Annotated in this window: 12 protein-coding genes and 4 rRNA genes; 12 read left to right on the top strand and 4 right to left on the bottom strand. The window is 42.0% G+C overall.

Annotated features, from left to right (window positions below):
• Nucleotides 1-4: 4 nt before the first annotated feature.
• The 8 genes from rrf (HWV01_RS21250) to HWV01_RS21215 all read left to right on the top strand — a co-directional run bounded on the left by rrf (HWV01_RS21250) (nt 5) and on the right by HWV01_RS21215 (nt 16,119).
• A 5S ribosomal RNA gene (gene rrf / locus HWV01_RS21250) occupies nt 5-120 on the top strand.
• A 288-nt stretch (nt 121-408) separates the two neighbouring features.
• Nucleotides 409-1,953 (top strand): 16S ribosomal RNA (locus HWV01_RS21245).
• A gap of 271 nt (nt 1,954-2,224) precedes the next feature.
• Nucleotides 2,225-5,118: ribosomal RNA gene (locus HWV01_RS21240) — 23S ribosomal RNA — on the top strand.
• 136 nt (nt 5,119-5,254) lie between these two features.
• Nucleotides 5,255-5,370 (top strand): 5S ribosomal RNA (gene rrf / locus HWV01_RS21235).
• Together the 16S, 23S and 5S rRNA genes form the textbook arrangement of a ribosomal RNA operon.
• A gap of 339 nt (nt 5,371-5,709) precedes the next feature.
• On the top strand, nt 5,710-9,102 hold the full coding sequence (gene recC / locus HWV01_RS21230; RefSeq protein WP_211673370.1) for an exodeoxyribonuclease V subunit gamma: 3,393 nt from the start codon (nt 5,710-5,712) through the stop codon (nt 9,100-9,102).
• Nucleotides 9,102-12,674 (top strand): exodeoxyribonuclease V subunit beta, encoded by a 3,573-nt coding sequence (gene recB / locus HWV01_RS21225; protein ID WP_211673369.1) that lies wholly within the window; start codon nt 9,102-9,104, stop codon nt 12,672-12,674. The genes recC and recB overlap by 1 nt, the downstream gene beginning before the upstream one ends.
• Nucleotides 12,671-14,698, top strand: a complete 2,028-nt coding sequence (gene recD / locus HWV01_RS21220; RefSeq protein WP_211673368.1) for an exodeoxyribonuclease V subunit alpha — start codon at nt 12,671-12,673, stop codon at nt 14,696-14,698. The genes recB and recD overlap by 4 nt, the downstream gene beginning before the upstream one ends.
• A 242-nt stretch (nt 14,699-14,940) precedes the next feature.
• A complete protein-coding gene (locus tag HWV01_RS21215; RefSeq protein ID WP_249185563.1) occupies nt 14,941-16,119 on the top strand; it encodes a dicarboxylate/amino acid:cation symporter in 1,179 nt (392 codons plus the stop codon).
• 97 nt (nt 16,120-16,216) lie between these two features.
• Here HWV01_RS21215 and miaA read toward each other — a convergent pair whose 3' ends face one another.
• A complete protein-coding gene (gene miaA, locus HWV01_RS21210) occupies nt 16,217-17,140 on the bottom strand; it encodes a tRNA (adenosine(37)-N6)-dimethylallyltransferase MiaA (protein ID WP_211673366.1) in 924 nt (307 codons plus the stop codon).
• Between the two features lie 271 nt (nt 17,141-17,411).
• On the opposite strand from miaA, the gene asnC reads away from it, so the two are divergent.
• Both asnC and HWV01_RS21200 read left to right on the top strand, forming a co-directional pair.
• Nucleotides 17,412-17,873, top strand: coding sequence for a transcriptional regulator AsnC (gene asnC, locus HWV01_RS21205; protein WP_067048377.1), 462 nt, complete (start codon nt 17,412-17,414; stop codon nt 17,871-17,873).
• 97 nt (nt 17,874-17,970) lie between these two features.
• Nucleotides 17,971-19,206, top strand: a complete 1,236-nt coding sequence (locus tag HWV01_RS21200; RefSeq protein ID WP_211673365.1) for a cystathionine gamma-synthase family protein — start codon at nt 17,971-17,973, stop codon at nt 19,204-19,206.
• A 97-nt stretch (nt 19,207-19,303) separates the two neighbouring features.
• On the opposite strand, the gene HWV01_RS21195 is transcribed toward HWV01_RS21200, so the two are convergent.
• Entirely contained in the window at nt 19,304-20,986 is a 1,683-nt protein-coding gene (locus tag HWV01_RS21195; protein WP_211673364.1) for a DUF342 domain-containing protein, read from the bottom strand.
• A gap of 522 nt (nt 20,987-21,508) precedes the next feature.
• On the opposite strand from HWV01_RS21195, the gene rplY reads away from it, so the two are divergent.
• Nucleotides 21,509-21,796 (top strand): 50S ribosomal protein L25, encoded by a 288-nt coding sequence (gene rplY, locus HWV01_RS21190; protein ID WP_198439038.1) that lies wholly within the window; start codon nt 21,509-21,511, stop codon nt 21,794-21,796.
• Between the two features lie 60 nt (nt 21,797-21,856).
• On the opposite strand, the gene HWV01_RS21185 is transcribed toward rplY, so the two are convergent.
• Together HWV01_RS21185 and HWV01_RS21180 are read right to left on the bottom strand one after the other, a co-directional pair.
• A complete protein-coding gene (locus HWV01_RS21185) occupies nt 21,857-22,366 on the bottom strand; it encodes a tellurite resistance protein (RefSeq protein ID WP_211673363.1) in 510 nt (169 codons plus the stop codon).
• 9 nt (nt 22,367-22,375) lie between these two features.
• Nucleotides 22,376-22,765, bottom strand: a complete 390-nt coding sequence (locus HWV01_RS21180; RefSeq protein ID WP_211673362.1) for a SirB2 family protein — start codon at nt 22,763-22,765, stop codon at nt 22,376-22,378.
• A gap of 204 nt (nt 22,766-22,969) precedes the next feature.
• Here HWV01_RS21180 and HWV01_RS21175 point away from each other — a divergent pair, with 204 nt between their 5' ends.
• The gene (locus tag HWV01_RS21175; protein ID WP_211673361.1) at nt 22,970-25,009 is read left to right on the top strand and encodes a protein-disulfide reductase DsbD; all 2,040 of its coding nucleotides are present in this window, start codon (nt 22,970-22,972) and stop codon (nt 25,007-25,009) included.
• Nucleotides 25,010-25,128 lie beyond the last annotated feature (119 nt).

Below are 25,128 nucleotides of genomic sequence, written 5' to 3'. Positions count from 1 at the left end.
TTTGCTTGGTGACCATAGTGTTGCGGTACCACCTGATCCCATTCCGAACTCAGTAGTGAAACGTAATAACGCCGATGGTAGTGTGGGGCTTCCCCATGTGAGAGTAGGGCATCGCCAAGCGCCAAATTAAATTGTTGTAACGATAGTTACAGCAATTTTCAGATAATACTCTTTGAGTGATATTTGAAAATTGCCGTGTTTAACACGCCAATGCTCTTTAACAATTTATTCAAGCAATCTGTGTGAGCACTTGCAGAGATATAATGACCAAAAATTATATCAATGTAATTGTGAACATTAAATTAAATCGAAAGATTTGGTTTTATAAACAACAAACTTCGGTTTGTTGTTGAAGTACAGAATTCATTGAGCCGACTTAATCGCTTAGGCGATTAGTCAAAAAACTTTTAATTGAAGAGTTTGATCATGGCTCAGATTGAACGCTGGCGGTAGGCTTAACACATGCAAGTCGAGCGGAAACGAAGAATAGCTTGCTATTCTGGCGTCGAGCGGCGGACGGGTGAGTAATGCTTGGGAATCTGCCTAGTCGAGGGGGACAACAGTTGGAAACGACTGCTAATACCGCATACGACCTACGGGTGAAAGGGGGCCTCTTCTTGAAAGCTCTCGCGACTAGATGAGCCCAAGTGGGATTAGCTTGTTGGTGAGGTAAGAGCTCACCAAGGCGACGATCCCTAGCTGGTCTGAGAGGATGATCAGCCACACTGGAACTGAGACACGGTCCAGACTCCTACGGGAGGCAGCAGTGGGGAATATTGCACAATGGGGGAAACCCTGATGCAGCCATACCGCGTGTATGAAGAAGGCCTTAGGGTTGTAAAGTACTTTCAGCGAGGAGGAAAGGTAGTAGATTAATACTCTGCTACTGTGACGTTACTCGCAGAAGAAGCACCGGCTAACTCCGTGCCAGCAGCCGCGGTAATACGGAGGGTGCAAGCGTTAATCGGAATTACTGGGCGTAAAGCGCATGCAGGCGGTTTGTTAAGCGAGATGTGAAAGCCCCGGGCTCAACCTGGGAACTGCATTTCGAACTGGCAAACTAGAGTTCTTGAGAGGGTGGTAGAATTTCAGGTGTAGCGGTGAAATGCGTAGAGATCTGAAGGAATACCAGTGGCGAAGGCGGCCACCTGGCAAGTAACTGACGCTCAGATGCGAAAGCGTGGGTAGCAAACGGGATTAGATACCCCGGTAGTCCACGCCGTAAACGATGTCTACTCGGAGTTTGGTTCCTTGAGAACTGGGCTCTTAAGCTAACGCATTAAGTAGACCGCCTGGGGAGTACGGCCGCAAGGTTAAAACTCAAATGAATTGACGGGGGCCCGCACAAGCGGTGGAGCATGTGGTTTAATTCGATGCAACGCGAAGAACCTTACCTACTCTTGACATCCATAGAACTTTTCAGAGATGAATTGGTGCCTTCGGGAACTATGAGACAGGTGCTGCATGGCTGTCGTCAGCTCGTGTTGTGAAATGTTGGGTTAAGTCCCGCAACGAGCGCAACCCTTATCCTTATTTGCCAGCACGTAATGGTGGGAACTCTAAGGAGACTGCCGGTGATAAACCGGAGGAAGGTGGGGACGACGTCAAGTCATCATGGCCCTTACGAGTAGGGCTACACACGTGCTACAATGGCGCATACAAAGGGCTGCAAACCAGCAATGGTAAGCGAATCCCATAAAGTGCGTCGTAGTCCGGATTGGGGTCTGCAACTCGACCCCATGAAGTCGGAATCGCTAGTAATCGTGAATCAGAATGTCACGGTGAATACGTTCCCGGGCCTTGTACACACCGCCCGTCACACCATGGGAGTGGGCTGCACCAGAAGTCATTAGCTTAACCTTCGGGAGGGCGATGACCACGGTGTGGTTCATGACTGGGGTGAAGTCGTAACAAGGTAGCCCTAGGGGAACCTGGGGCTGGATCACCTCCTTACGTAAAGTTGTTAGTTTTTGTAAGTGCCCACACAAATTGCTTGAATAGAAAACGTTAAAGACGCTAGTAAGCAAAGATAAGCAATCGCTTGTTTATCTTTGCTTTTTAGCAAATTGCTCTTTAAAAATTTGGAAAGCTGAATAAATAAAGAAGTTCTTAAAACACGTTATTACTTCGGTAATAACAATATAGTGTTCTTGAGTATTCTTGAGGCGAAAAAAACTAGATAATACCTAGTTATTTCAATTGTACGGTCGACTTTAGATTGTATGGTTAAGTGACTAAGCGTATACGGTGGATGCCTAGGCAGTCAGAGGCGATGAAGGACGTGTTAATCTGCGTTAAGCTGTGGGGAGTTGATAAAAAGCGTTAATCCACAGATTTCCGAATGGGGGAACCCACTCTACTTTGTAGAGTATCGTAACGTGAATACATAGCGTTACGAAGCGAACCGGGAGAACTGAAACATCTAAGTACCCCGAGGAAAAGAAATCAATAGAGATACCCTTAGTAGCGGCGAGCGAACGGGGTCTAGCCCTTAAGCAGTTTGGAAGTTAGTGGAAGATTCTGGAAAGTTTCACGATACAGGGTGATAGTCCCGTACATGAAAACGACCTTACTGTGAAATCGAGTAGGACGGCACACGTGATATGCTGTTTGAATATGGGAGGACCATCTTCCAAGGCTAAATACTACTGACTGACCGATAGTGAACCAGTACCGTGAGGGAAAGGCGAAAAGAACCCCTGTGAGGGGAGTGAAATAGAACCTGAAACCGTATACGTACAAGCAGTGGGAGCAGACTTGTTCTGTGACTGCGTACCTTTTGTATAATGGGTCAACGACTTAATTTCAGTAGCAAGGTTAAGCGAATAGCGGAGCCGTAGGGAAACCGAGTGTTAACTGCGCGAATAGTTGCTGGGATTAGACCCGAAACCCGGTGATCTAGCCATGGGCAGGTTGAAGGTTGAGTAACATCAACTGGAGGACCGAACCGACTAATGTTGAAAAATTAGCGGATGACTTGTGGCTGGGGGTGAAAGGCCAATCAAACCGGGAGATAGCTGGTTCTCCTCGAAAGCTATTTAGGTAGCGCCTCGCGTCTAACTATTGGGGGTAGAGCACTGTTAAGGCTAGGGGGTCATCCCGACTTACCAACCCTTTGCAAACTCCGAATACCAATAAGTTCAATCGCGGGAGACACACGGCGGGTGCTAACGTCCGTCGTGGAAAGGGAAACAACCCAGACCGTCAGCTAAGGTCCCAAAGTGTATGTTAAGTGGGAAACGATGTGGAAAGGCTCAGACAGCCAGGAAGTTGGCTTAGAAGCAGCCATCTTTTAAAGAAAGCGTAATAGCTCACTGGTCGAGTCGGTCTGCGCGGAAGATTTAACGGGGCTAAACATACCACCGAAGCTACGGATGCAAAGACTTGTTCTTTGCATGGTAGAGGAGCGTTCTGTAAGCCGTCGAAGGTGAGTTGAGAAGCTTGCTGGAGGTATCAGAAGTGCGAATGTTGACATGAGTAACGATAATGGGGGTGAAAAACCTCCACGCCGAAAGACCAAGGGTTCCTGTCCAACGTTAATCGGGGCAGGGTGAGTCGACCCCTAAGGCGAGGCCGAAAGGCGTAGTCGATGGGAAACAGGTTAATATTCCTGTACTCACTTATATTGCGATGGGGTGACGGAGAAGGTTAGGCTAGCATGGCGATGGTTGTCCATGTTTAAGGTTGTAGGCTGTGTGCTTAGGTAAATCCGGGCGCACATTAAGGCTGAGAACTGATGACGAGTCTCTACGGAGATGAAGTAGTTGATACCCGGCTTCCAGGAAAAACCTCTAAGCTTCAGATATAAGAGAATCGTACCCCAAACCGACACAGGTGGTTAGGTAGAGAATACTAAGGCGCTTGAGAGAACTCGGGTGAAGGAACTAGGCAAAATGGTACCGTAACTTCGGGAGAAGGTACGCCAATGATGGTGAAGGACTTGCTCCGTAAGCTATTGTTGGTCGCAGAGAAATGGTGGCTGCAACTGTTTATTAAAAACACAGCACTGTGCAAAATCGAAAGATGACGTATACGGTGTGACGCCTGCCCGGTGCCGGAAGGTTAATTGATTGGGTTAGACTTAGGTCGAAGCTCATGATCGAAGCCCCGGTAAACGGCGGCCGTAACTATAACGGTCCTAAGGTAGCGAAATTCCTTGTCGGGTAAGTTCCGACCTGCACGAATGGCGTAATGATGGCCACGCTGTCTCCACCCGAGACTCAGTGAAATTGAAATCGCTGTTAAGATGCAGTGTACCCGCGGCTAGACGGAAAGACCCCGTGAACCTTTACTATAGCTTGGCACTGAACATTGAACCTACATGTGTAGGATAGGTGGGAGACGTTGAAGCATTGTCGCTAGATGATGTGGAGTCAACCTTGAAATACCACCCTTGTACGTTTGATGTTCTAACGTAGGCCCCTTATCGGGGTTGCGGACAGTGTCTGGTGGGTAGTTTGACTGGGGCGGTCTCCTCCCAAAGAGTAACGGAGGAGCACGAAGGTTGGCTAAACATGGTTGGACATCATGTGGTTAGTGCAAAGGCATAAGCCAGCTTAACTGCGAGACAGACACGTCGAGCAGGTACGAAAGTAGGTCTTAGTGATCCGGTGGTTCTGAATGGAAGGGCCATCGCTCAACGGATAAAAGGTACTCCGGGGATAACAGGCTGATACCGCCCAAGAGTTCATATCGACGGCGGTGTTTGGCACCTCGATGTCGGCTCATCACATCCTGGGGCTGAAGTTGGTCCCAAGGGTATGGCTGTTCGCCATTTAAAGTGGTACGCGAGCTGGGTTTAGAACGTCGTGAGACAGTTCGGTCCCTATCTGCCGTGGGCGTTTGAGAATTGAGAGGAGCTGCTCCTAGTACGAGAGGACCGGAGTGGACGAACCACTGGTGTTCGGGTTGTTATGCCAATAGCATTGCCCGGTAGCTAAGTTCGGAACTGATAACCGCTGAAAGCATCTAAGCGGGAAGCAGGCCTCGAGATGAGTTCTCACTGGAGCTTTAAGCTCCCTGAAGGGCCGTTGGAGACTACAACGTTGATAGGCAAGGTGTGTAAGTGCTGTGAGGCATTGAGCTAACTTGTACTAATTACCCGTGAGGCTTAACCATACAAATTAAAGTATGATTAATTGAAATACGACTTAAGAATAGACAGAACACTTTATGTTTTAAAGACTTCTTTATTTATAGCTTTTCAGATTTAAAATGAAACGTAAGTTTCTATATAGAAAGCAAACCAAATTTGCTTGGTGACCATAGTGTTGCGGTACCACCTGATCCCATTCCGAACTCAGTAGTGAAACGTAATAACGCCGATGGTAGTGTGGGGCTTCCCCATGTGAGAGTAGGGCATCGCCAAGCGCCAAATTAGAATTAGCCGATATCAGCAATGATATCGGCTTTTTTGTGTCTGTAATTTAAAGGTAGGGATATTGCTTATGTTAAATTACAAACTTTACTCTGGCTTGAATTAAGCCCAGTGATAGACAATAAAAACCAGCCGTGGGCTGGTTTTTGTGTATTTAGGATTCGTAATATTTTCTGTTTAAATGATAAAGACCGTGAATCTCTGCGCTTTTAGTTTCATCTAGGAGTTCGTTTTCATATTTCTGTCGCAAAAACCAACATGTCGTTTTTTCTACATTGCATAGTGAGTTCGTATGCCCCACAATTCCAATAGGTTATCAGTCTGGAGTTACCGTGTTTAATCTTTATCATTCGAATCAGTTAGATATTTTAAAAGAGCTAATGGCTCACTTTATTGCTAAAGATCCACTTGCCGACCCTTTTGTCGAAGAGCAAGTTTTGGTACAAAGTCCTGGTATGGCGCAATGGGTGAAAATGGAGTTGGCGAAGTCGATGGGCATATCGGCTAATATTACCTTTCCATTGCCAGCTTCTTTTATTTGGAAGATGTTCCAAAAGGTATTACCTGATATTCCTGACAAAAGTGCATTTAATAAAGAGGCGATGTCTTGGAAGTTAATGTTAATACTTCCTGAGTTGTTAGTATTACCTGAATTCGAATCGTTAAAGCATTATTTAGCGGATGATCAAGATGATTACCGCTTATTTCAACTCACCCAAAAAATATCGGACACGTTTGACCAATACTTGGTGTACCGACCTGAGTGGATCGCGGGATGGGAAGCTGGTGATAATATGCATGCCGATACGCATCCTTGGCAGCCATTACTATGGCGTGAATTAGTTGCTAAAACAGACATGTTGGGACAATCTCATTATCACCGAGCCAACTTATATGATCAATTTATCGCCCGTCTGAATAGCTCGACTTTTGATGCTAAGCTGCTACCTGAACGCATATTTGTATTCGGGGTATCTGCATTACCACCGCGTTATTTAGATGCATTACAAGCACTTGGTATGCATACTGAAATACACTTTATGTTATCGAACCCTTGTCGTTTGTACTGGGGTGATCTGATAGACCCTAAATGGCTGTTAAAGCAGCGTACCATGGTTAATCACCACAATGTAACGCTCGGTATGAGTGATAAAGTCAGCGCCAATGATGAACAAACTGTTCGTGCTCTCTTTGATGAAGATGAGGCATTTAAAGTGGGTAATCCACTACTCGCGTCTATGGGCAAACTGGGTCGAGATAATTTAGCGTTATTGACGGGTTTTGGTTGTCAGGAGTTAGATGTTTTTGTCCAACCAACCGATGATGGACTACTTGCAAGTATTCAGCGTGATATTTTAGATTTGGCTGATCGCAGTATGGCAGAGTTTAATGTTTCGCAACAGGATGCAAATACACGAGATAGTCGTTATAAACACCCTATTAATCCTGCGGACACTTCACTTGAACTGCACAGCTGTCATAGTCCAATGCGGGAAATAGAAGTATTACATAATAATTTGCTTACTATGTTTTCGGAAAATCCAGATCTTAATCCCCGAGATGTGGTTATCATGATGCCTGATGTCAATGGTTACAGTCCTTATATCCAAGCTGTGTTTGGTGCGATGGAGCGTTATGATGAACGGTATATTCCGTTTTCTATCTCTGATAGTGGCGCGCAGTATGATAATCCTATTTTACTCAGTTTTTTACAATTACTGGCTCTACCTTTATCACGTTGTAACGTATCTGAATTACTGTCGTTATTGGAAGTACCTGCGGTACTGGCTCGTTTTGCTATTACGCCTGATGAGTTTAACCGATTACGTCAATGGATTGATGAATCTGGTATTCGCTGGGGCTTAGATGAAGATGATGCAACTCGTTTTGACTTACCGGGGATGAAACAAAATACTTGGCTATTTGGCTTACATCGTATGTTGCTAGGTTACGCTTATGGTGGTGATGATATTTATCAAGGCATATTGCCTTATCAAGAAGTGCAGGGGATTGAAGCTGAACTACTCGGTAAATTAGCTCACTTTATTGAAGCATTATTAGATAGTCTAACGTCATTACAAGATCCGAAATCGATAGCAGACTGGATCAAGTTAGGTAATACGCTGGTAGATAGTTTTTATAAAATTGATGTGGATGATGAGCAATCAATAAAAATGATTCGAGATGCTTTTTCACATTTAGATGAGCAATTAAAAAGTGCCAGTTATGACAAAAAAATCACTCCGTTAGTATTACGTGATTATTTAAATAATGCGTTATCACAAGCTGGTGCGAGTCAAAAATTTCTCGCGGGCCAAGTTAATTTCTGTACCCTAATGCCGATGCGTTCAATCCCCTTTAAAGTTATCTGTTTACTTGGTATGAATGATGGTGTTTATCCACGTTCAATTCCGCCAATGGGTTTTGATTTAATGGCTAACGATCATAAACAGGGGGATCGTAGTCGCCGTGATGATGACCGTTATTTATTTTTGGAAGCACTGATTTCAGCCCAAAGTAAATTATATATCAGCTATATTGGTAGTAGTATTCGTGATAAGAGTGAACGTCTGCCATCAGTGTTAATAACTGAATTATTACAGTATTGTCAGCAAAGTTTTTGTATTACCGGTGATGAAGACTTGTCGCCAGATGAATCCGCGAAAAAATTATTGATGCATCTCATTCAGCAGCATGCTTTACAGCCATTTGATGCACGTTATTTTAATCCTGAAGCTCCTTGTTCTTTTGCCAAAGAGTGGCTACCTGCGCTAGCGCCCACTGAAGAACTAAGACAATTTCTGACGGAACCGCTGCCAGCGTTAATCCCCAATGATGATATGCAAGAGGTAGAGCTAGCTGAACTATTACGTTTTTATCGCCATCCGACTAAGTACTTCTTTAACCGACGTTTAAAAGTTTATTTTAATCAGGCCAGTCTTGATGTGCTTGATGACGAACCTTTTGATGTTGATAACTTAGAAAAATATCATCTTAAAGCGCAATTACTGGAAACGGAATTGATGGGCGGCGACATTAATCAAGTGACGGAACGCTTGGTTGCATCAGGTAGTCTTCCTCTTGGACGTTTTGGGCAGATCTCGCTGGATAAAGAAGTGAGCACCGTCAATCAGCTTGCTCAGGTATTAATGCCATTATTAACTAATAGTAACGATGATATCGAAGTTGATATTCCTTTGGTTTCAGGACGTTTAGTCGGCTGGTTAAAACAAATATATAACGGTGGTTTAGTGCGACATAAGCCGAGTGGTTTTAATGGTAAAGATTATCTGCAAGTTTGGCTGGAGCATTTATGTTTCTGTATTAGCATTAAAAATCCGGCAGCGACAACGCTTGTCCATTTAACTGCGGGTAAACCTGTTGTGCAACGACTTCGAGTTATTGAGCAACCTCGGGCGAGAGAATTGTTGTTTCAATTACTTGAGGTCTATAACGATGGTTGTTGTCAGCCTTTGGGCTTATTTCCTAAAACTGGTTGGGCTTGGGCAAAAACTAAATGTACAACAGCCGAACCTGATGATTATAAATTAAGATCGGAAGCTATATTGAATTTCGAAGGTGGTTATAACCGCATGGGTGAAAATTCCGATGATTATCTGCAACGTAGTTTTCCACGTTTAAATGATGAGGTATATACATTAATGTCTGCGTCTTCAGAGTCGGTGTTATTTCCAATATTTGAATACCTAGAGGATGTTGAATAATGGCTGACGTAAATATCCTTAATGCGATGACGTTCCCCCTCTATGGTGAACGCCTGATCGAAGCATCTGCAGGTACAGGTAAAACATTTACTATTGCCAGTTTATATTTGCGCTTGTTGTTAGGGCACGGCGGCGATAATGCTTATAACAAAGAAGGTCAAATCGAAGCATTAAATGTAGACCAAATATTGGTAGTAACATTTACAGAAGCGGCAACGGCTGAATTACGTGATCGCATTCGGGCTCGTATTCATCAAGCACGTATTGCTTTTAGTATTGGCTATAGTGATGATCCGGTGATTAATCTGTTACTGGCTGATACCCACGTTCAGGATTATGCGCGTTGTGCTAAATCATTATTGGCCGCAGAAAGGCAGATGGATGAAGCGGCTATTTATACCATTCATGGCTTTTGTCAGCGTATGCTGAAGCAAAATGCATTTGAGTCCGGGGCATTATTTGAAAGCGAATTTATTACTGATGAATCGCAGTTAAAATTTAATGCTATTGCTGATTTTTGGCGTAGTCATTTCTACCGTTATAAAGATGGTATGATTGATATGGTGCATAGCTTTTGGTCCTCACCACAAGCACTGCTGCGCGATATTTCGGGGTACTTATCTAATACCGATATCGAGTTTATTGCTAAAACCGGCAGTGAGGATATTGAGCAGAGCTACGATAAATTAATTTTATCGATTCAGCAGGTCAAAGACGCATGGTTTACAAATGCCTGTGAGCTCTGTGAATTAATTCAAGCGGGTAACTTGAATGGCAATAGTTATCGTGTTGCTAGCGTAGCAAAGTGGCTAAATGAAATGCTCAGTTGGTCGCAATCAGAAACTAAGCAAAATGACTTACCTGATAGTATCGTTAAATTTGCCCAGCATGTTTTAACCGCTAAAACTAAAAAAGGCAAACAATCGCCAGAGCATCCAGTGTTCTGCGATATTGAAGTCTTATTAGAGCAGCCATTATCACTTAAAGATTGTTTTATTGTGAAAGCGGTTGAGTACGTGCGTGCTCGTGTGATGAAAACCAAAAATCAATCACAGCTATTGTCTTTTGATGATCTGTTGTCGGGATTATCTGAAGCATTAGTGGGCGATCAAGCTGCGAGCTTAGCTGAATGTATTCGCAGCCAATATCCGATTGCCATGATTGACGAATTCCAAGATACCGATCAGCAGCAATACGATATTTTTAATACTATCTACGGTAAACAAGATGGTGCTGGTTTATTTATGATTGGTGATCCGAAACAAGCTATTTATAGTTTCCGTGGCGCAGATATTTTTACCTATATGCAAGCCCGTGAAAATGTTGATGATCATTACACCTTAGCTAAAAATTGGCGTTCTTCGACTGCGATGGTCAGTGCGGTAAACCGTGTGTTTAGGCATGCCAATAAACCTTTCATTTATGAAGACAGTATTAGTTTTCAGCCTGTTGAATCGCAAGGTAAAAGTAAACCTTTGTTATTGAATGGTCTTGAACCTGCAGCATTACAGCTTTGGTTACACGAAGAAGAAGGTCAGAAAAATATGACCAAGGGCCTGTATCAACAAGTCTATGCCAAAGCGACCGCTAATCAGATCGCGACATTATTAACAGATGCGCAGCAAGGTAACGCGATGCTATCTGGTCGGGCCGTTAAAGCGGGAGATATTGCTGTTCTTGTGCGAACGGGGGCGGAAGCTAAGTTAGTACGTGACCAGCTTGATGCTTTGTCTGTCCCTAGTGTATATATGTCGAATCGTGAAAGTGTATTCGCAACACGTGAAGCGCGCGAGTTGTATCATATTTTTGCCGCTATTTTGAATCCTGAAGATGAAGGTTTACTACGAGCTGCATTAGCGACCGCTATTTTTGAGAAGCCTGCGATTGAGTTAGATCAACTGAGTAATGATGAAAAAGTCTGGGAACAAACCGTTGCGGAATTTAAGCAATATCAAAATACCCTACAGTGGCAAGGGTTTTTACCAGCATTAAGGTTATTACTTAATCAGCAAAATATTGCCGCGATCATGCTCTCAGCCCAAGGTGGTGATAGGCGTTTGACTGATGTTCTGCATTTGGGCGAATTATTACAAGAAGCGAGTTTGGAATTAGATGGCGAGTATAGCCTGTTCCGCTGGTTTGGTGAAAAAATTGAAAACCCAAATAGTGATGCGCAAGAGCAGCTGGTTCGTTTAGAAAGTGAAGCCGATCTCGTACAGGTAGTGACGATCCATAAGTCCAAAGGGCTGGAATATAATTTAGTATTCCTGCCGTTTATTTGTGCGACAAGACAAGCTTCAACGCCACTTTATCATCAGGATGGCCATACTTATGTGCATCTTGATTTAGATGACGAAGAAGCGTTAGAGACTGCGAAAGAACAAGCTGACCAAGAACGTCTTGCTGAAGATCTACGTCTGTTATATGTGGCATTAACGCGGGGTGTTTATGCTACTTGGTTAGGCTTAGGTGCGGTTAAAATGGGTAATTCTCATAATAAAATGCACTTAAATGCGATGGGATATTTATTACAGCAAGGCGAAGAGTGCAAAGATACTGAATTTAAAGCCTGTATCGAAAAACTTGCCGAACAGCAGACTTGTGTTGATGTCGTATCTCCACCGTTAGCGGCGGTCGATGCTTATCAACCCATCGTTGCACCGCCTGTGGTTTATCAAGCTAAGACGATGATAAACCCGATTAGTAAAAACTGGTGGGTAACGAGTTATTCTGCATTATCTCGCCATAGTCATGGTAACCGTCATTCTAGTTATGACGCATCGTTAGAATTACCCGGATTCGATGCTGAAGTGGATACCGAAAAAGAAGATGAACAGGAAATTCGTTGGGATATTTTTAGTTTCCCGCGTGGTGCTGCAGCCGGTACCTTATTGCATACGGTGTTTGAGCACATTGATTTTTCCAATGTTGATGAAGATATACTCACCGAGCAAATATTACAACTGCTCGAGCGCGAAGGGTATGACTTAGCTTGGTTGCCTGTATTACTTGAACTGGTTAACCAAGTACTGGATTGTCCATTGCAGGATGGCTTTAGTTTACGCCAGTTAACGCCAACCCAGAAAAAAGTGGAGATGGAATTCTTTATGCCAATTTCATCGCTTAACTGTGATGATTTAAATACATTGATAAAGCAGCATGATGGGCTTTCTCAGCAGGCTGGTGAGCTTGATTTTCAGCAAGTAAGTGGCATGTTAAAAGGTTTTATCGATCTGGTGTTTGTTTATGAAGGTCGTTATTACGTACTGGATTATAAATCGAATCATTTAGGTGACAGCCAAGCGGATTATACCTTTGGGGCGATTAATCAGGTGATGATTGAGCACAGATATGAACTGCAGTATCAACTGTATACCTTAGCGTTACACCGTTTCTTACGTTCACGTATTCCAGATTACAACTATGAGCAACATTTCGGTGGCGTTTATTATTTGTTCTTGCGTGGCATGCAAGTCGAAACAGGTGATCAATATGGCGTATTCTTTACTAAACCATCATTCGACTTTGTTATGCAGTTAGATGATTTATTTTTAGGAGAGCTCGCATCATGAGTGTACTTCATTGTCTCAAAGAATTAGCCAACGAAAATATAATTCGTCAATTGGATTACCAGTTTGCTCGTTTTATCAGTAATTATGAATCTGACCCCGCTATTATTTTATTAGCCTGCTTAACCAGTTATCAACTGGGCAAAGGGCATGTCTGTATTGATTTAAAAAATATAGACTGCAATGCATTATTTGATTTGAATTTAACCCGTTCACATCTGTTACTGGCTGAAGTCCCGAGTCGTAGCATTACTTGGCCGACATTATTAGAAAATTCGTTGGTGGTTGGTGAGTCGGCACCATTACAGTTTGTGAACGATGCCAATAAATTATATTTACAGCGATACTGGGCTTACGAGTTACAAGTGGCGCAACAATTAAAAGATTTGGCAAAACAAAGTCAGCAACCTGATTTAAGAGCCAGTCTTAATCGTTTGTTCAAACGTGATTATGGTTTCCTATTTCCTATACTCGCCAAAGAACGAGAAGCCAATTTTAGTGCACAAGCATTTGTGGCTAAATATCTTGATGTGGTGAAGAAAGGCCGGATTAGTTGGCAGGATGTTGAGCAGGTATTACTCACAGCTAAAAATGCCCAAGAACTACATGCATTGGATAGTTTAATACCTGAAGCATACTGCTTAAACTGGCAAAAATTATCGGTGGCGGTTGCTGCTACTCGTCACTTTTCAGTTATCTCTGGGGGGCCGGGTACAGGTAAAACCACCACAGTAACCAAGTTGTTAGCGTTATTAATCGAACAGGGATTATTAGCGCAACAAGCGTTAACCATTAAACTTGTAGCACCAACTGGTAAAGCCGCTGCACGGTTAACTGAATCGATTGCGGGTGCCAAAGGTAAACTCGATTTACACGTTAGCGTTGCGGATCTTATCCCCGAGCAAGCGGGAACGATACACCGATTATTAGGTGTTATCCCGAATCGACAAGCATTTCGTCATAATAAAGATAATCCCTTACATCTTGATGTATTGGTGGTAGATGAAGCCTCGATGGTGGATTTACCGCTAATGGCAAAGTTGTTAACGGCATTACCACCGCATGCACGATTGATACTGTTGGGCGATAAAGATCAACTTGCCTCGGTAGAAGCGGGTTCTGTATTAGCGGATATTTGTGCTTATGCTGAGTCCGGTTATTCGGCAGAACAAGCTAACTGGTTATCGAAGATTACTGACTATGAACTGAGTCAATATCAAGCCTCTGATGCAGCGGCTATTTATGACAGTTTGTGTTTATTACGTAAGAGTTATCGTTTTGATGCCGAATCCGGTATTGGCTGTTTAGCTAGCGCGGTAAATAGAGGTGATCTGAATGAGTTTGATCGTGTTTGGGAAAATCAACACGATGATATTCACTTGCACCCGTTATCGACAGAAACCTACGACGCGCTAATCACAATGGCGAAACAAGGTTATCAAGATTACCTTGCTAAGGTTGTGGTATCACCGAGCGAAGACGAAGCTAAATCAATATTGCGCAGTTTTAATGATTTTCAAATTCTAACTGCGATCAGAGAGGGTGACTTCGGTGTACATGGTTTAAATCAACGCATCGAAAAGGCATTACAGTCGGCGCGTAAGATCCGTAAAAATCAGTCTGAATGGTATGCGGGCAGACCGATCATGATCACCAATAACGATCATGGTCTCGGTTTATACAATGGTGACATTGGCATTTGTATGTTAGATGAAGATGATCGTATGCGGGTTTATTTTGAAATGGCGGACGGTAATGTGCAGTCTTTTCTACCTAGCAGATTACCGCCACATCAAACTGTCTTTGCGATGACGATCCATAAATCGCAGGGTTCTGAGTTTCGACATACGGTAATGATACTACCAAATCGCTTTAACCCGGTGCTAACCAGAGAGCTCGTTTATACCGGTATTACCCGTGCAAAAGAGAAACTAGACATATTTACTAACGTCACTGTACTGAAAAAAGCGATCAAATTACGTACGGAACGTGTGAGTGGATTAATGGCATTACTTAATCAAGATTGATGGATCGTAGATTTAGACCCTAGATTATCATTTATCCTAAAAAGGCACTGCTTTGTTATCGATTTTGCAAACATGCACTTAAAAAGTTGGCGTTTGATCACATTTATAGCTAACTTGTTGTGTTATCTTCGCCGCGTTTTTGTTAACGTATAATATATCGCATAAAGCCTTATTAGGAGAGTGTTTTGCTTAAGGATAAAAAGAGTCTGGTTAAAAATATTGGGTTTCAAGTTGTAGTTGCTATGATTATCGGTGCCGCTGTCGGTGCCTTTATGGGTGAAGGCGCTGCCATTTTTGCGCCACTGGGTGCCTTGTTCATTAATCTGATCAAAATGTTAGTTATCCCACTTGTTGCGGTATCGATTATTGCGGGTGCGGCGAATCTCGGTGATAGTCCTTCTGCCGGAAAAATTGGCGTCGGTACATTTGTATTCTTCATGTTGACGTCTGCGATTGCTGTTGCACTGGCGTTAGTGATGGGTACCGTATTTGAACCAGGTGTTGGTGTTGATTTCTCTCAAAATACAGTTGGTCTCGTTGCTGTAACCGCTGAACAGGGTGCACTGCCCGGTGTATTTGAGACTATAATTGGCATGATCCCAACTAACGTATTTAGTGCGTTAACCAGTGGTAACATTCTCCAAATTTTAGTATTCAGTATCTTCTTTGGTATTGCGTTAACGAAAGTTGAGCGTAAACGTGCAAAACCAATTATGGATGGCTTAAATACCATTATCGATGCATTCGTTTGGATGATTAACTGCGTGATGATTATTGCCCCTATTGGTGTATTTGGTCTGATGGCGGAATCGGTTGGTACGTTTGGTTTTAGCGCGCTAGCTGTGGTAATGAAACTATTTGTTGTTTATATTGCTGCGATTATTATCTATGGCTTTATATTCTACCCTCTTGTTGTGAAATTCTTCTCTGATACGCCAGTACTGAAATTCATGTCTGCGATGAAGAAACCACAAGCGTTAGCATTATCGACGGCGTCATCAATGGCGACATTGCCAGTGACATTGGAAGTATGTGAAAAAGAATTAAAAATTGCTAACTCAACGGCATCGTTTGTATTGCCGTTAGGTGCGACGATCAACATGAGTGGTAATGCCATTTATTACGGCCTAGTAGCTGTGTTTTTTGCGCAAATGTTTAATGTTGAATTAGGTATGGCTGCTTACGCTGCGATTATCTTCACATCGACATTAGGTGCGATTGGTCAAGCGGGTGTTCCTGGGCCGTCTTTCCTTGTTGTTGCAGTATTATTGGCTGCGGGCATCCCAATCGAAGGTTTACCACTATTGTTCGCGTTAGACCGTATCTTTGATATGGTGCGTACCGCATTGAATATTACTGGTGATGCTGTTTGTGCAGTGGTAATGGATAAATATAATCCAGAGCATCAAGTAACTAAATAATAAGAATTTAGTTAATAAATATTTAAGCTAATAAGATAAGAAGCCACACCCGTTCGGTGTGGCTTTTTTATGCTTAGAATTTATGGTTAATATCTAGTTAGACTTGATTAAATTGACTCAGTACATGTTGAGCTTGTTCATTGATATCTTTGGTACCATCCAACCAATGTATTTTAGCCCCGTTACGTTCCATCCTTCTAAACCAAGTATCTTGGCGTTTGGCGTATTTATGGATCGCGACATTGAGTTTATCAAACATGTCCTCATAACTAATCTTCCCTGCAACATACTGACTGACAAAGCGATATTCAAGGCCAAAGTATTCTAATTTTTCATGTGTTACACCTTGCGCTAATAAGCCTTTAACTTCTTCTATCATGCCGTTTTCTAAGCGTTCTTTTAAACGTAGGGTAATACGTTGGCGTAATACATTTCGTTCCCATTTGATCCCAAAATAGAGTGGTTTGATATCAGGTAGAGGGGCTTTAGCCGCAGGCGTGGTTAGTGATGTAGCATGCTGGGCTATTTCAATGGCGCGGTATAAGCGTGGTCGCACGGTAATATCGGTTGCTTGATACGCATCGCTGTCTAACTCAAATAAGATTTGTTGTACGGCTTCGAGTGCCATGTCTGAAAACTGTTCACGCTGGCTAATATTTTTATCGACATGCACAAATTCATAACCAGCAACCACCGCATCTATATATAGACCGGTACCGCCGACAAGGAGTGGTAATTTACCGCGTTGGTTAATGTCTTTAAATACCTTGAAGAAATCACGTTGAAATTGAAAGGCGTTATATTCTTTACCGGGTCCGATAATATCAATTAAATGATAAGGTACCTCGCCATATTCAGCTAAATCTTTGCCTGACCCAATATCTAAACCAGTATATACCTGTCGAGAATCACCCGAGATTACTTCCCCGTTTAATTGTTTTGCCAGATCGACACCTAAACGTGTTTTCCCCGATGCGGTCGCACCAAGTACGACGATAAGATTGTATTGTTGTTGAGACATGAAATTACCTGAATGAAAAATTGCGCTGTGTGCAGGCCGAAATGGTAACTCAAGCTTGCTATGTGACCAATAGTCTTTTTCACTTTGTCGTGAAACTTATTTTAATTTAGATGAAATTCAAAGGTTAATTAATGGAATATTGGATAAATCTCAATTATGCAGTCAAAAAGGTGGTATTTTTTCAAGATTATTCAAATTATACGCTAGATGATTAGGGTTTTAGCGTTATAATCGACTTCTTGTATTGTTACTTATGATCGGAAAAGTTGTAATGTCGCTTAATGCTCATCTTGATGAATTAGATAAAAAAATCCTTAATGCACTCATGGTTAACGCGCGTGTACCTTATGCTGAACTGGCAAAAAAGTTTAACGTAAGTGCGGGTACTATTCATGTACGTGTCGAAAAAATGAAAACAACAGGTGTTATTCTTGGCACTAAAGTTGAAGTATGCCCGAAAAAGCTCGGTTATGACGTGTGTTGTTTTATTGGTATTAATCTAAAGAGCGCAAAGGATTACCCTTCTGCGTTGGCACAATTAAAAGCGTTAGATGAAGTCGTTGAAGCGTATTACACAACGGGTAATTACAATATTTTTGTTAAGTTGATGACGCGCTCGATTGATGAACTACAAAAAGTACTGATTGATAAAATTCAACAGATTGAAGAAGTACAATCGACCGAAACATTGATCTCATTACAAAACCCAATTAGTCGTGGTGTTCACCCATAACCTTCACCGCTAATTATAAATGACATAAATGCTATAAGTTAGCCTCATCCTGATCAATAATGAGGTTAACGTCAATTTGTTGTATGAAGGAATATCAATGAAAGAGCAGGGATTCACTACTCATTTAGTTCATCATGATCACAACCAAAATTTAGAGTTTGGTGCTATTCACGCGCCAATTTATAACTCTGCCACTTATGGTTATGATGACATTCAAGATCTTATCGATATCTTCCAAGGCCGCCAAGCTGGCCAAGCTTATGCTCGTCAAGCTACGCCAACGATTGATATGTTGCAAAACATGATCTGCGAAATGGAGCAGGGTAAAGCATCACTCTGTTTTAGCTCTGGTATGGCGGCGATTGTTGCGGTATTTTTGACTTTATTAAAAGGTGGCGATCATATTGTTGCCAGCCGTTTCTTATTTGGTAATACCTCAAGTGTATTTGGTACATTAAAAAGTTTTGGCATTGAAGTGACACTTGTTGATGCGACAGATGTGGCTAACGTTGCTGCAGCTTGCCAAGAAAATACGAAAATGGTGTTTGTAGAAACAATTGCAAATCCTGCGACACAAGTTTGTGACTTAGCCGAAATCGGCGAGTTATGTGATGCCAAAGGTTTACTATATGTTGTTGATAATACATTAACGTCAGCGTATTTGTTCCAACCTAAAGTCGTGAAAAGTCATCTTATCGTTACTTCACTATCAAAATATTTTGGTGGTCACGGAAATGTGATTGGCGGCTCTGTAACAGATACTGGTTTATTTGACTGGTCACAGTACCCGAATATATTTGAAGCGTACCGTAAAGGTGACCCAGCTATGTGGGGTTATGCGCAAATGAAGAAGAAAGGCTTACGTGATATGGGCGCCTGTCTGAGTTCTGAAGCGGCTGGCCAATTAGCGTTAGGTTCAGAAACCATGGCTCTGCGAATTAAGCAATCGTCAGGTTCGGCATTAGCTTTAGCATTAATGTTAGAGAATCACCCAAAAGTTGAACGTGTTTATTATCCAGGTTTGGAATCACATCCTGAATATGCTCGTGCTAAATCGTTATTTTCTGCATCTGGATCGATGTTAAGTTTAGACTTGAAAGAAGGTTTGGATTGTTGCAAATTTTTAAATGAGTTGAAGCTGGTGATTGGCGCGACGCATTTAGGTGATAACCGCAGTTTAGCACTGCCTGTTGCGCCAACTATTTTCCATGAAATTGGCCTAGTAGCAAGACAGGAATCGGGTATTAGTGAGAATATGATCCGCTGTTCAATTGGTATTGAAGATACTGATGATTTACTGGCTGATTTTACCCAAGCACTAGCAAATCTGTAAGTTTATTAATCTCGTATATTGAAAGAAAGGCCTAAGTGAGCACTTAGGCCTTTTTGTTCGCACATATAAAATTAGTGAGCATGGTATTTATTATTATCTAACCATGATCTGCATAATCGAAGTCAATTTGTTTATCTTTATGTATGACTCGACAAGGGCCGTGCTCACGCTGAGTAACGGTTGATGCTGTACCTACATGTAAGGTAACGTTATCAAATATACATTTACTTACTTCGATGTTGTGTACGTGAAAGTATTGATCTAATTCAAGTTGTAGTTGCTGTAATTCTATTTCATCATTCACACGTTGTTGGTTAAACCTATTTTTTTCATACAGCATTTCTTTGATTTCAGCCACGACACCGTGATCATGTTTCCATTTATCTTTTGGCGGTAAATTATTAATTTTGATCCACAGCGAATCATCTTCTTCAACTAACGCTTTTAACTCTAGGCTACGGTCTTGTACTTGCACCCGAATTTCATCTTCTTGCATGGCACAAAAAACTTCAGTTTTGGTGCCAGACATCGCACCAATGCTGACTACTACAATACCATTATTCGCATTTACAGTGCCGCCAATGATATCTCCATGGCGGTTAAAACCATCACTCACCGTCAGCTTTCCTTGGGTATGAGTCACACTATGTAATAATTGCTTTGTAATCGTAATGTCACCAACGGCAGTTAACTCGGAGTATTGTACAAACTGAGCGCGTATTTGTCCTTGTGCTTTAATCTTGGTCGCGAGCTGTTGACTGTCCCCGTTATTTGTTAGTTGACGGCCTAATATGCCTTTATTGACGATAACATCACCTGCTGCTTCCAAGGTCGCGGAGTCAACAAACCCCATAACTGTTATATCACCACTACTTTTCACTATCATCTCGGCGTCAACATCACCTGTGATTAAAATGCTACCTTTAAACGTAATATGACCTGTGCCTATATCTACATTCTTAATCGTTAGCATATCATCAACTTGCAAGATGCCTTGGACCTCAACGGCTTGTCCTGTCATGGTTGCAAGTAATCTCAATGGATTGTTTGGGTCGATACGGGTACCCGGACCCGCTTGTAGCTTAGTGTCTTTACCTGACTTTGGTAATAGCTCTTTACCGAGTAAGTTGAATCCTTTGGAACCATTATCTGCGGGTATTTTTTCGATGAGTACGTCGTTAGTTTTAACCATGTTTATTTCACCAAGGTTACGCATATCAACATTACCATCTGTTTTTATTTGTGGCTGTAATAATCGTTCTCGGGCTAATGATACTTGGCGTTTCAATTCGGCATCTTTGCCATTAATTGGAAGTTGACCTTCGGCAACAGTAATCTTAATTTGTTCACCGGGTGATAGGCTCGAGAGTTCTGTAAGTTGTTCAGTTATTTTTTGTTTATCAATACCAAGGTGGATGTTGCTGTTAGTGAGCTCCGCTAAAATATCATCAATTGAAATTTGGTTATCACCCCAGCCAGCCGTTAAGTTCATTTCTGCTCGCATGCAGTCTTCATTAAGGCTGATATCAATTTTACAATTATTACGCTCTGCGAGAATAAAGATAAGTTCTTCTTCGCCAGCGCGTTTACCTGTAAGCTTATTTATTTGGGTGACGGCTTCTTCAAGGTTCGCAAGAATAGGAGATAGTTGATTGAAAGGCTCAACATTCAGTAATTCAAGTAAATCAGTTATTTCGAGTGGCGCGTGTTTATTTGGGAGCAGACGGACTTCGGCTTGGTTATCATCTTCGCTTAGCCTAATTAATGTTGAGTCCAGCATACAAGATCCTAAAGTATTATCGTTGATATTAGGGGAAGTTACGTTCCAGTATAGCAGCATAAACTTTATCTAAAGTAGTATAACCTATTGAAATACTCGGTTTAGTGATCTAAAACTTACTTTAGAGATAGATGAGTTTATTATGTTTAGATACATTGTTTTTTTGTTTGATAACTCTAATTTATTTGTTATTTAGAATGTAATCTCTGTTGATTATAATATTCTGAATCTTTTGCATAGTTGTTCCTTATTGAAGTACATTATTTGGTGGCTTGTTTTTGTTGAAATAAATGTTGAAGGGAGTTAGATAGTATTTATTCCCGATAGATGCACATTTCCCTTATTTCAAATAGACTGAATCTTTTAGTTCTGTGCATTTACTTGTTGTGGTAAGGCTGCCATGGTATTATCCGCACCCGTTAATTATACTGTTGTTGCCCGGTCGCAGGCAGCAGTTAAAAGACGCTTACTTATCTGGATTTTAGTCCAGATCTAAATATTACTACTTATTAGGAAAAGATTATGTCTTTCACTTTTGAAGCACAAGTACGTTCTGACCTTGGGAAAGGTGCGAGCCGCCGCCTACGTCACGCTAACAAATTCCCTGCTGTAATCTACGGTAAAGGCGAAGAAGCTATCTCTATCGAACTAGACCACGATACAGTTAACAACGCACAACGTAACGAAGAGTTCTTCTCTTCAGTAATTACGCTTGTAGTTGACGGTACTGAAATGGCTGTTACAGTTAAAGCTATGCAACGCCACGCGTTCAAGCCAAAACTACAACACATTGATTTCATCCGCGCTTAATATCGGATTGTTATAATTGTGATAAGAGCGCCATGTTGATGATTCGACATGGCGCTTTTTTTATGGTTTTTTACAGACAATCTGTGCAATGGCGCGGTCAGGATTACGTTCAATCCCTTCAAAATAATGCAAACATTCCCAGTCACTGAACATCGCTTTTAATTCTCCCAACTGTAATAGAAATGCATCACGATTAGGTCGACCAAATTGTCTGTTCTCGACAGTGAAAGTTTCATAGATCACAATACCGCCAGAACATACTGCTTGCTTGATTGCGTCAATGAGTGGACGGTGTAAATATCGAAATACGACTATGCCTTGATAGTGATTAGCGGGTAATTTCTGCTCACCATTTTCAAAGTCAGCTTGCCAGCATTGCTCGGTAGTCACACCCGGTACAGCCGCTATACTGGTTAATGCAGTCTGGTTTTGATCGGCAAAAATAGTAGGAATATTCTGTTGGTGCAGATACAGACCATTGCGACCAGCGCCACAGGCTAAATCCAATACAGGTTTACCTGACGGTTGGAATAAGGTGCTGTATTGTTGTAATAGTGCCGATGCTGTCATATAAACCCCTTAAACGAGTGCTAACCACGACATCACATCATGGTTTTTGGCGACACCCAGAATATAAGCAAAAATTGCTACCGCAGCCACACTTGCCCATAAGCGTATGATAGCTGTCTTACCACGTTTAATTGCAATTGTACCCACGATAATATAAGCGATAAGGCCGATTAACTTTGCCGTTAACCAAGCATCAGCAAACGGATATTGTTGGATTGTCATCATTAGATGACCCGCTAACAAGATAAGCAGCGTATCAATGATGTGCGGTAATATTTTGATTACCTTATTTTGTAATAATGAAGATTCAGTGACCGACAAAATTGAACGAAAAATAAAGAAAGTGATACTAAGGTAAGCCATGCCCATATGCATGTGTTTAACAAATGCGTAATCCATTTTAATTGCCCATTGTAAAAGTGATGTGATTAAATCGATTAAGGGGAATAAATTTAATATCCACCTTAATACGCGTGTTAGTGACGTCTTCGGCGAGAAGTATATCTAATTCTGGCGGGGTTAGGTAATACATACGTTTTTAATTTCCTATCTTAAGGTAGCTGACTTAAAATAGGTGTAATGTAAAAATTTGGAACTTATTGAATGCGATTTTATATTTTAATCTGCCTTTTACTTTCTTCTTTTGCTTATGCGGAACAAAGTGCTAGTGCATTTGACCCTGCGGCGAAGGTGGCGACTGCGCAGTTACTATCAACGGCGAATGGCGTTAATGGCGCAACGGTATTGTCTATGGGGTTAAAAATAACCTTAGATGATGAGTGGAAAACCTATTGGAGCTCACCTGGGTTAGCTGGAGCACCACCGAGTATTGACTGGCAAGGATCTGAAAACTTAGCGGATGTTGAATGGTCATGGCCGGTACCGCAGCGCATGATGGTGTATGATGTTGAGACTTATGGTTACAAACACGAAGTAATTTATCCTCTGCAAGTTACCGTTATTGATCCCAGTAAAGCTTTAGCGTTACAAGCTAAAACGACCATGTTAGTGTGTCGTGAAGTGTGCATACGTGCACAAGTGAATCTGGTATTAAATCTCCCCGCAACAGCAAGCAGCATTGATAAAGCCTCAAGTGCACAGCTACAGCCTTACGTCGCTAATGTTCCGGTAGATATTAGTGCCACGTCGGCTTCTATCCAACAGTTCGGTTGGGACAGTGCATCATCACAATTATTAATTGAAGTGGCAGGGTTAACAACGCCAGTGCTTGATAGTTTTGTTGAAGGTGTAGATTTTACTCTGTTTAGTCAGCCTAAAATAAGCCAGCAAGATGGGGTCACACGTTTAATTATACGGGTTGAAGACATGGCGGGCACACCTGCTCGATTAGATCCTCAACAAGCGTTAAAAGTGACGTTAACCAATGCACACGGGGGCATTACATTTACCGATACCATTAAACCCACCGTGATAGAACAAACCTTACCAAGTTGGATATACATGTTGCTGCTGGCGGTTGTTGGTGGTTTGATTCTTAATTTAATGCCGTGTGTATTACCGGTTTTGTCGATTAAATTATTAGGTGTGGTTGAATCGGTTAGTGAATCGAGTGCGCAACGACGGGTTAACTTTTTATTAAGCGCCGCTGGTATTTTTGTGGCGTTTTGGTTGCTGGCATTACTTTTCATAGGCTTAAAGTATTTCGGTATTGGTTTTGGTTGGGGAGTGCAATTCCAATCGGCTGCGTTCTTATTGATCATGATTCCGGTATTGTTGTTATTTGCATTAAATTTATTGGATAAATTTGATGTGCAGTTACCACAAAGTTTAATGGATAGGCTGTCTGGCTCTAATAAGGGGCATTTTTATCAAGGTATCTTTGCGGTGTTATTAGCAACGCCTTGCTCTGCGCCTTTTTTAGGTACCGCGGTTGCCTTTGCCTTAGCTGGCTCAGGCTGGCAGATTATGGTGATATTTAGTGGTTTAGCCTTGGGTTTATCACTGCCATATTTACTTATCGCTATGTGGCCAAATAGCGTGAAAGTAATGCCAAAGCCGGGTCTGTGGATGGTGCGCTTCCGTCAGTTTCTAGCAGCCTTACTTTGCGCGACATTAGTGTGGCTAATTTGGCTGTTGCAAGCACATTTAAGCATGATGTTGTGGGTTACTTTTAGCGTTATTATTTGTGCCATGGTGATTCTCTTAATCGTGAAACCGGGCCCTAAATCACTGGTCACGACATTTGCAATATATCTGCTGTTGGCGAATACCATTATTTGGTCGCCTGAGTCAGTGACGTTATTACAGCGCAGCGATACCCAGTCTGAATCAGAAATACACTGGCAGGCATTTGAGCCTGAAAAGATTGCGGAATATGTAGCGGAAGGAAAAACCGTGTTTATCGATATTACCGCCGATTGGTGTATTACCTGTGTGGTGAATGAACGTGCAGTGCTGCAACGTAGTGATATTATCACCCGTTTAAATGCGGATAACGTTGTAGCGATGAAGGGAGACTGGACTAAGCCAGACAGTCAAATTGAAGCGTATTTAAAACGCCATGGCCGTTATGCAATCCCATTTAATCAGGTGTTTGGTCCGGCATTACCACAAGGAAGGTTATTGCCTGAGTTATTAACGAAAGATGTCGTCACTATCGGATTGGTGCAGGCTGGACAGTAATTCAGACTCATTGCTGCCTTATTGTGGCGTGATATGGAGCAAGGCAAGAAACGGATGTAAACTAAACGCCTGTTTTTTGTCTTGCAGTTCGATTATTTTGCTGTTCTAATTGCGCTCTT

This window comes from Moritella sp. 5 (assembly GCF_018219455.1).
Lineage (GTDB): Bacteria > Pseudomonadota > Gammaproteobacteria > Enterobacterales > Moritellaceae > Moritella.
Note: the sequence above shows the minus strand (reverse complement) of the source record. Positions and strands in the feature narration are given on the sequence as shown.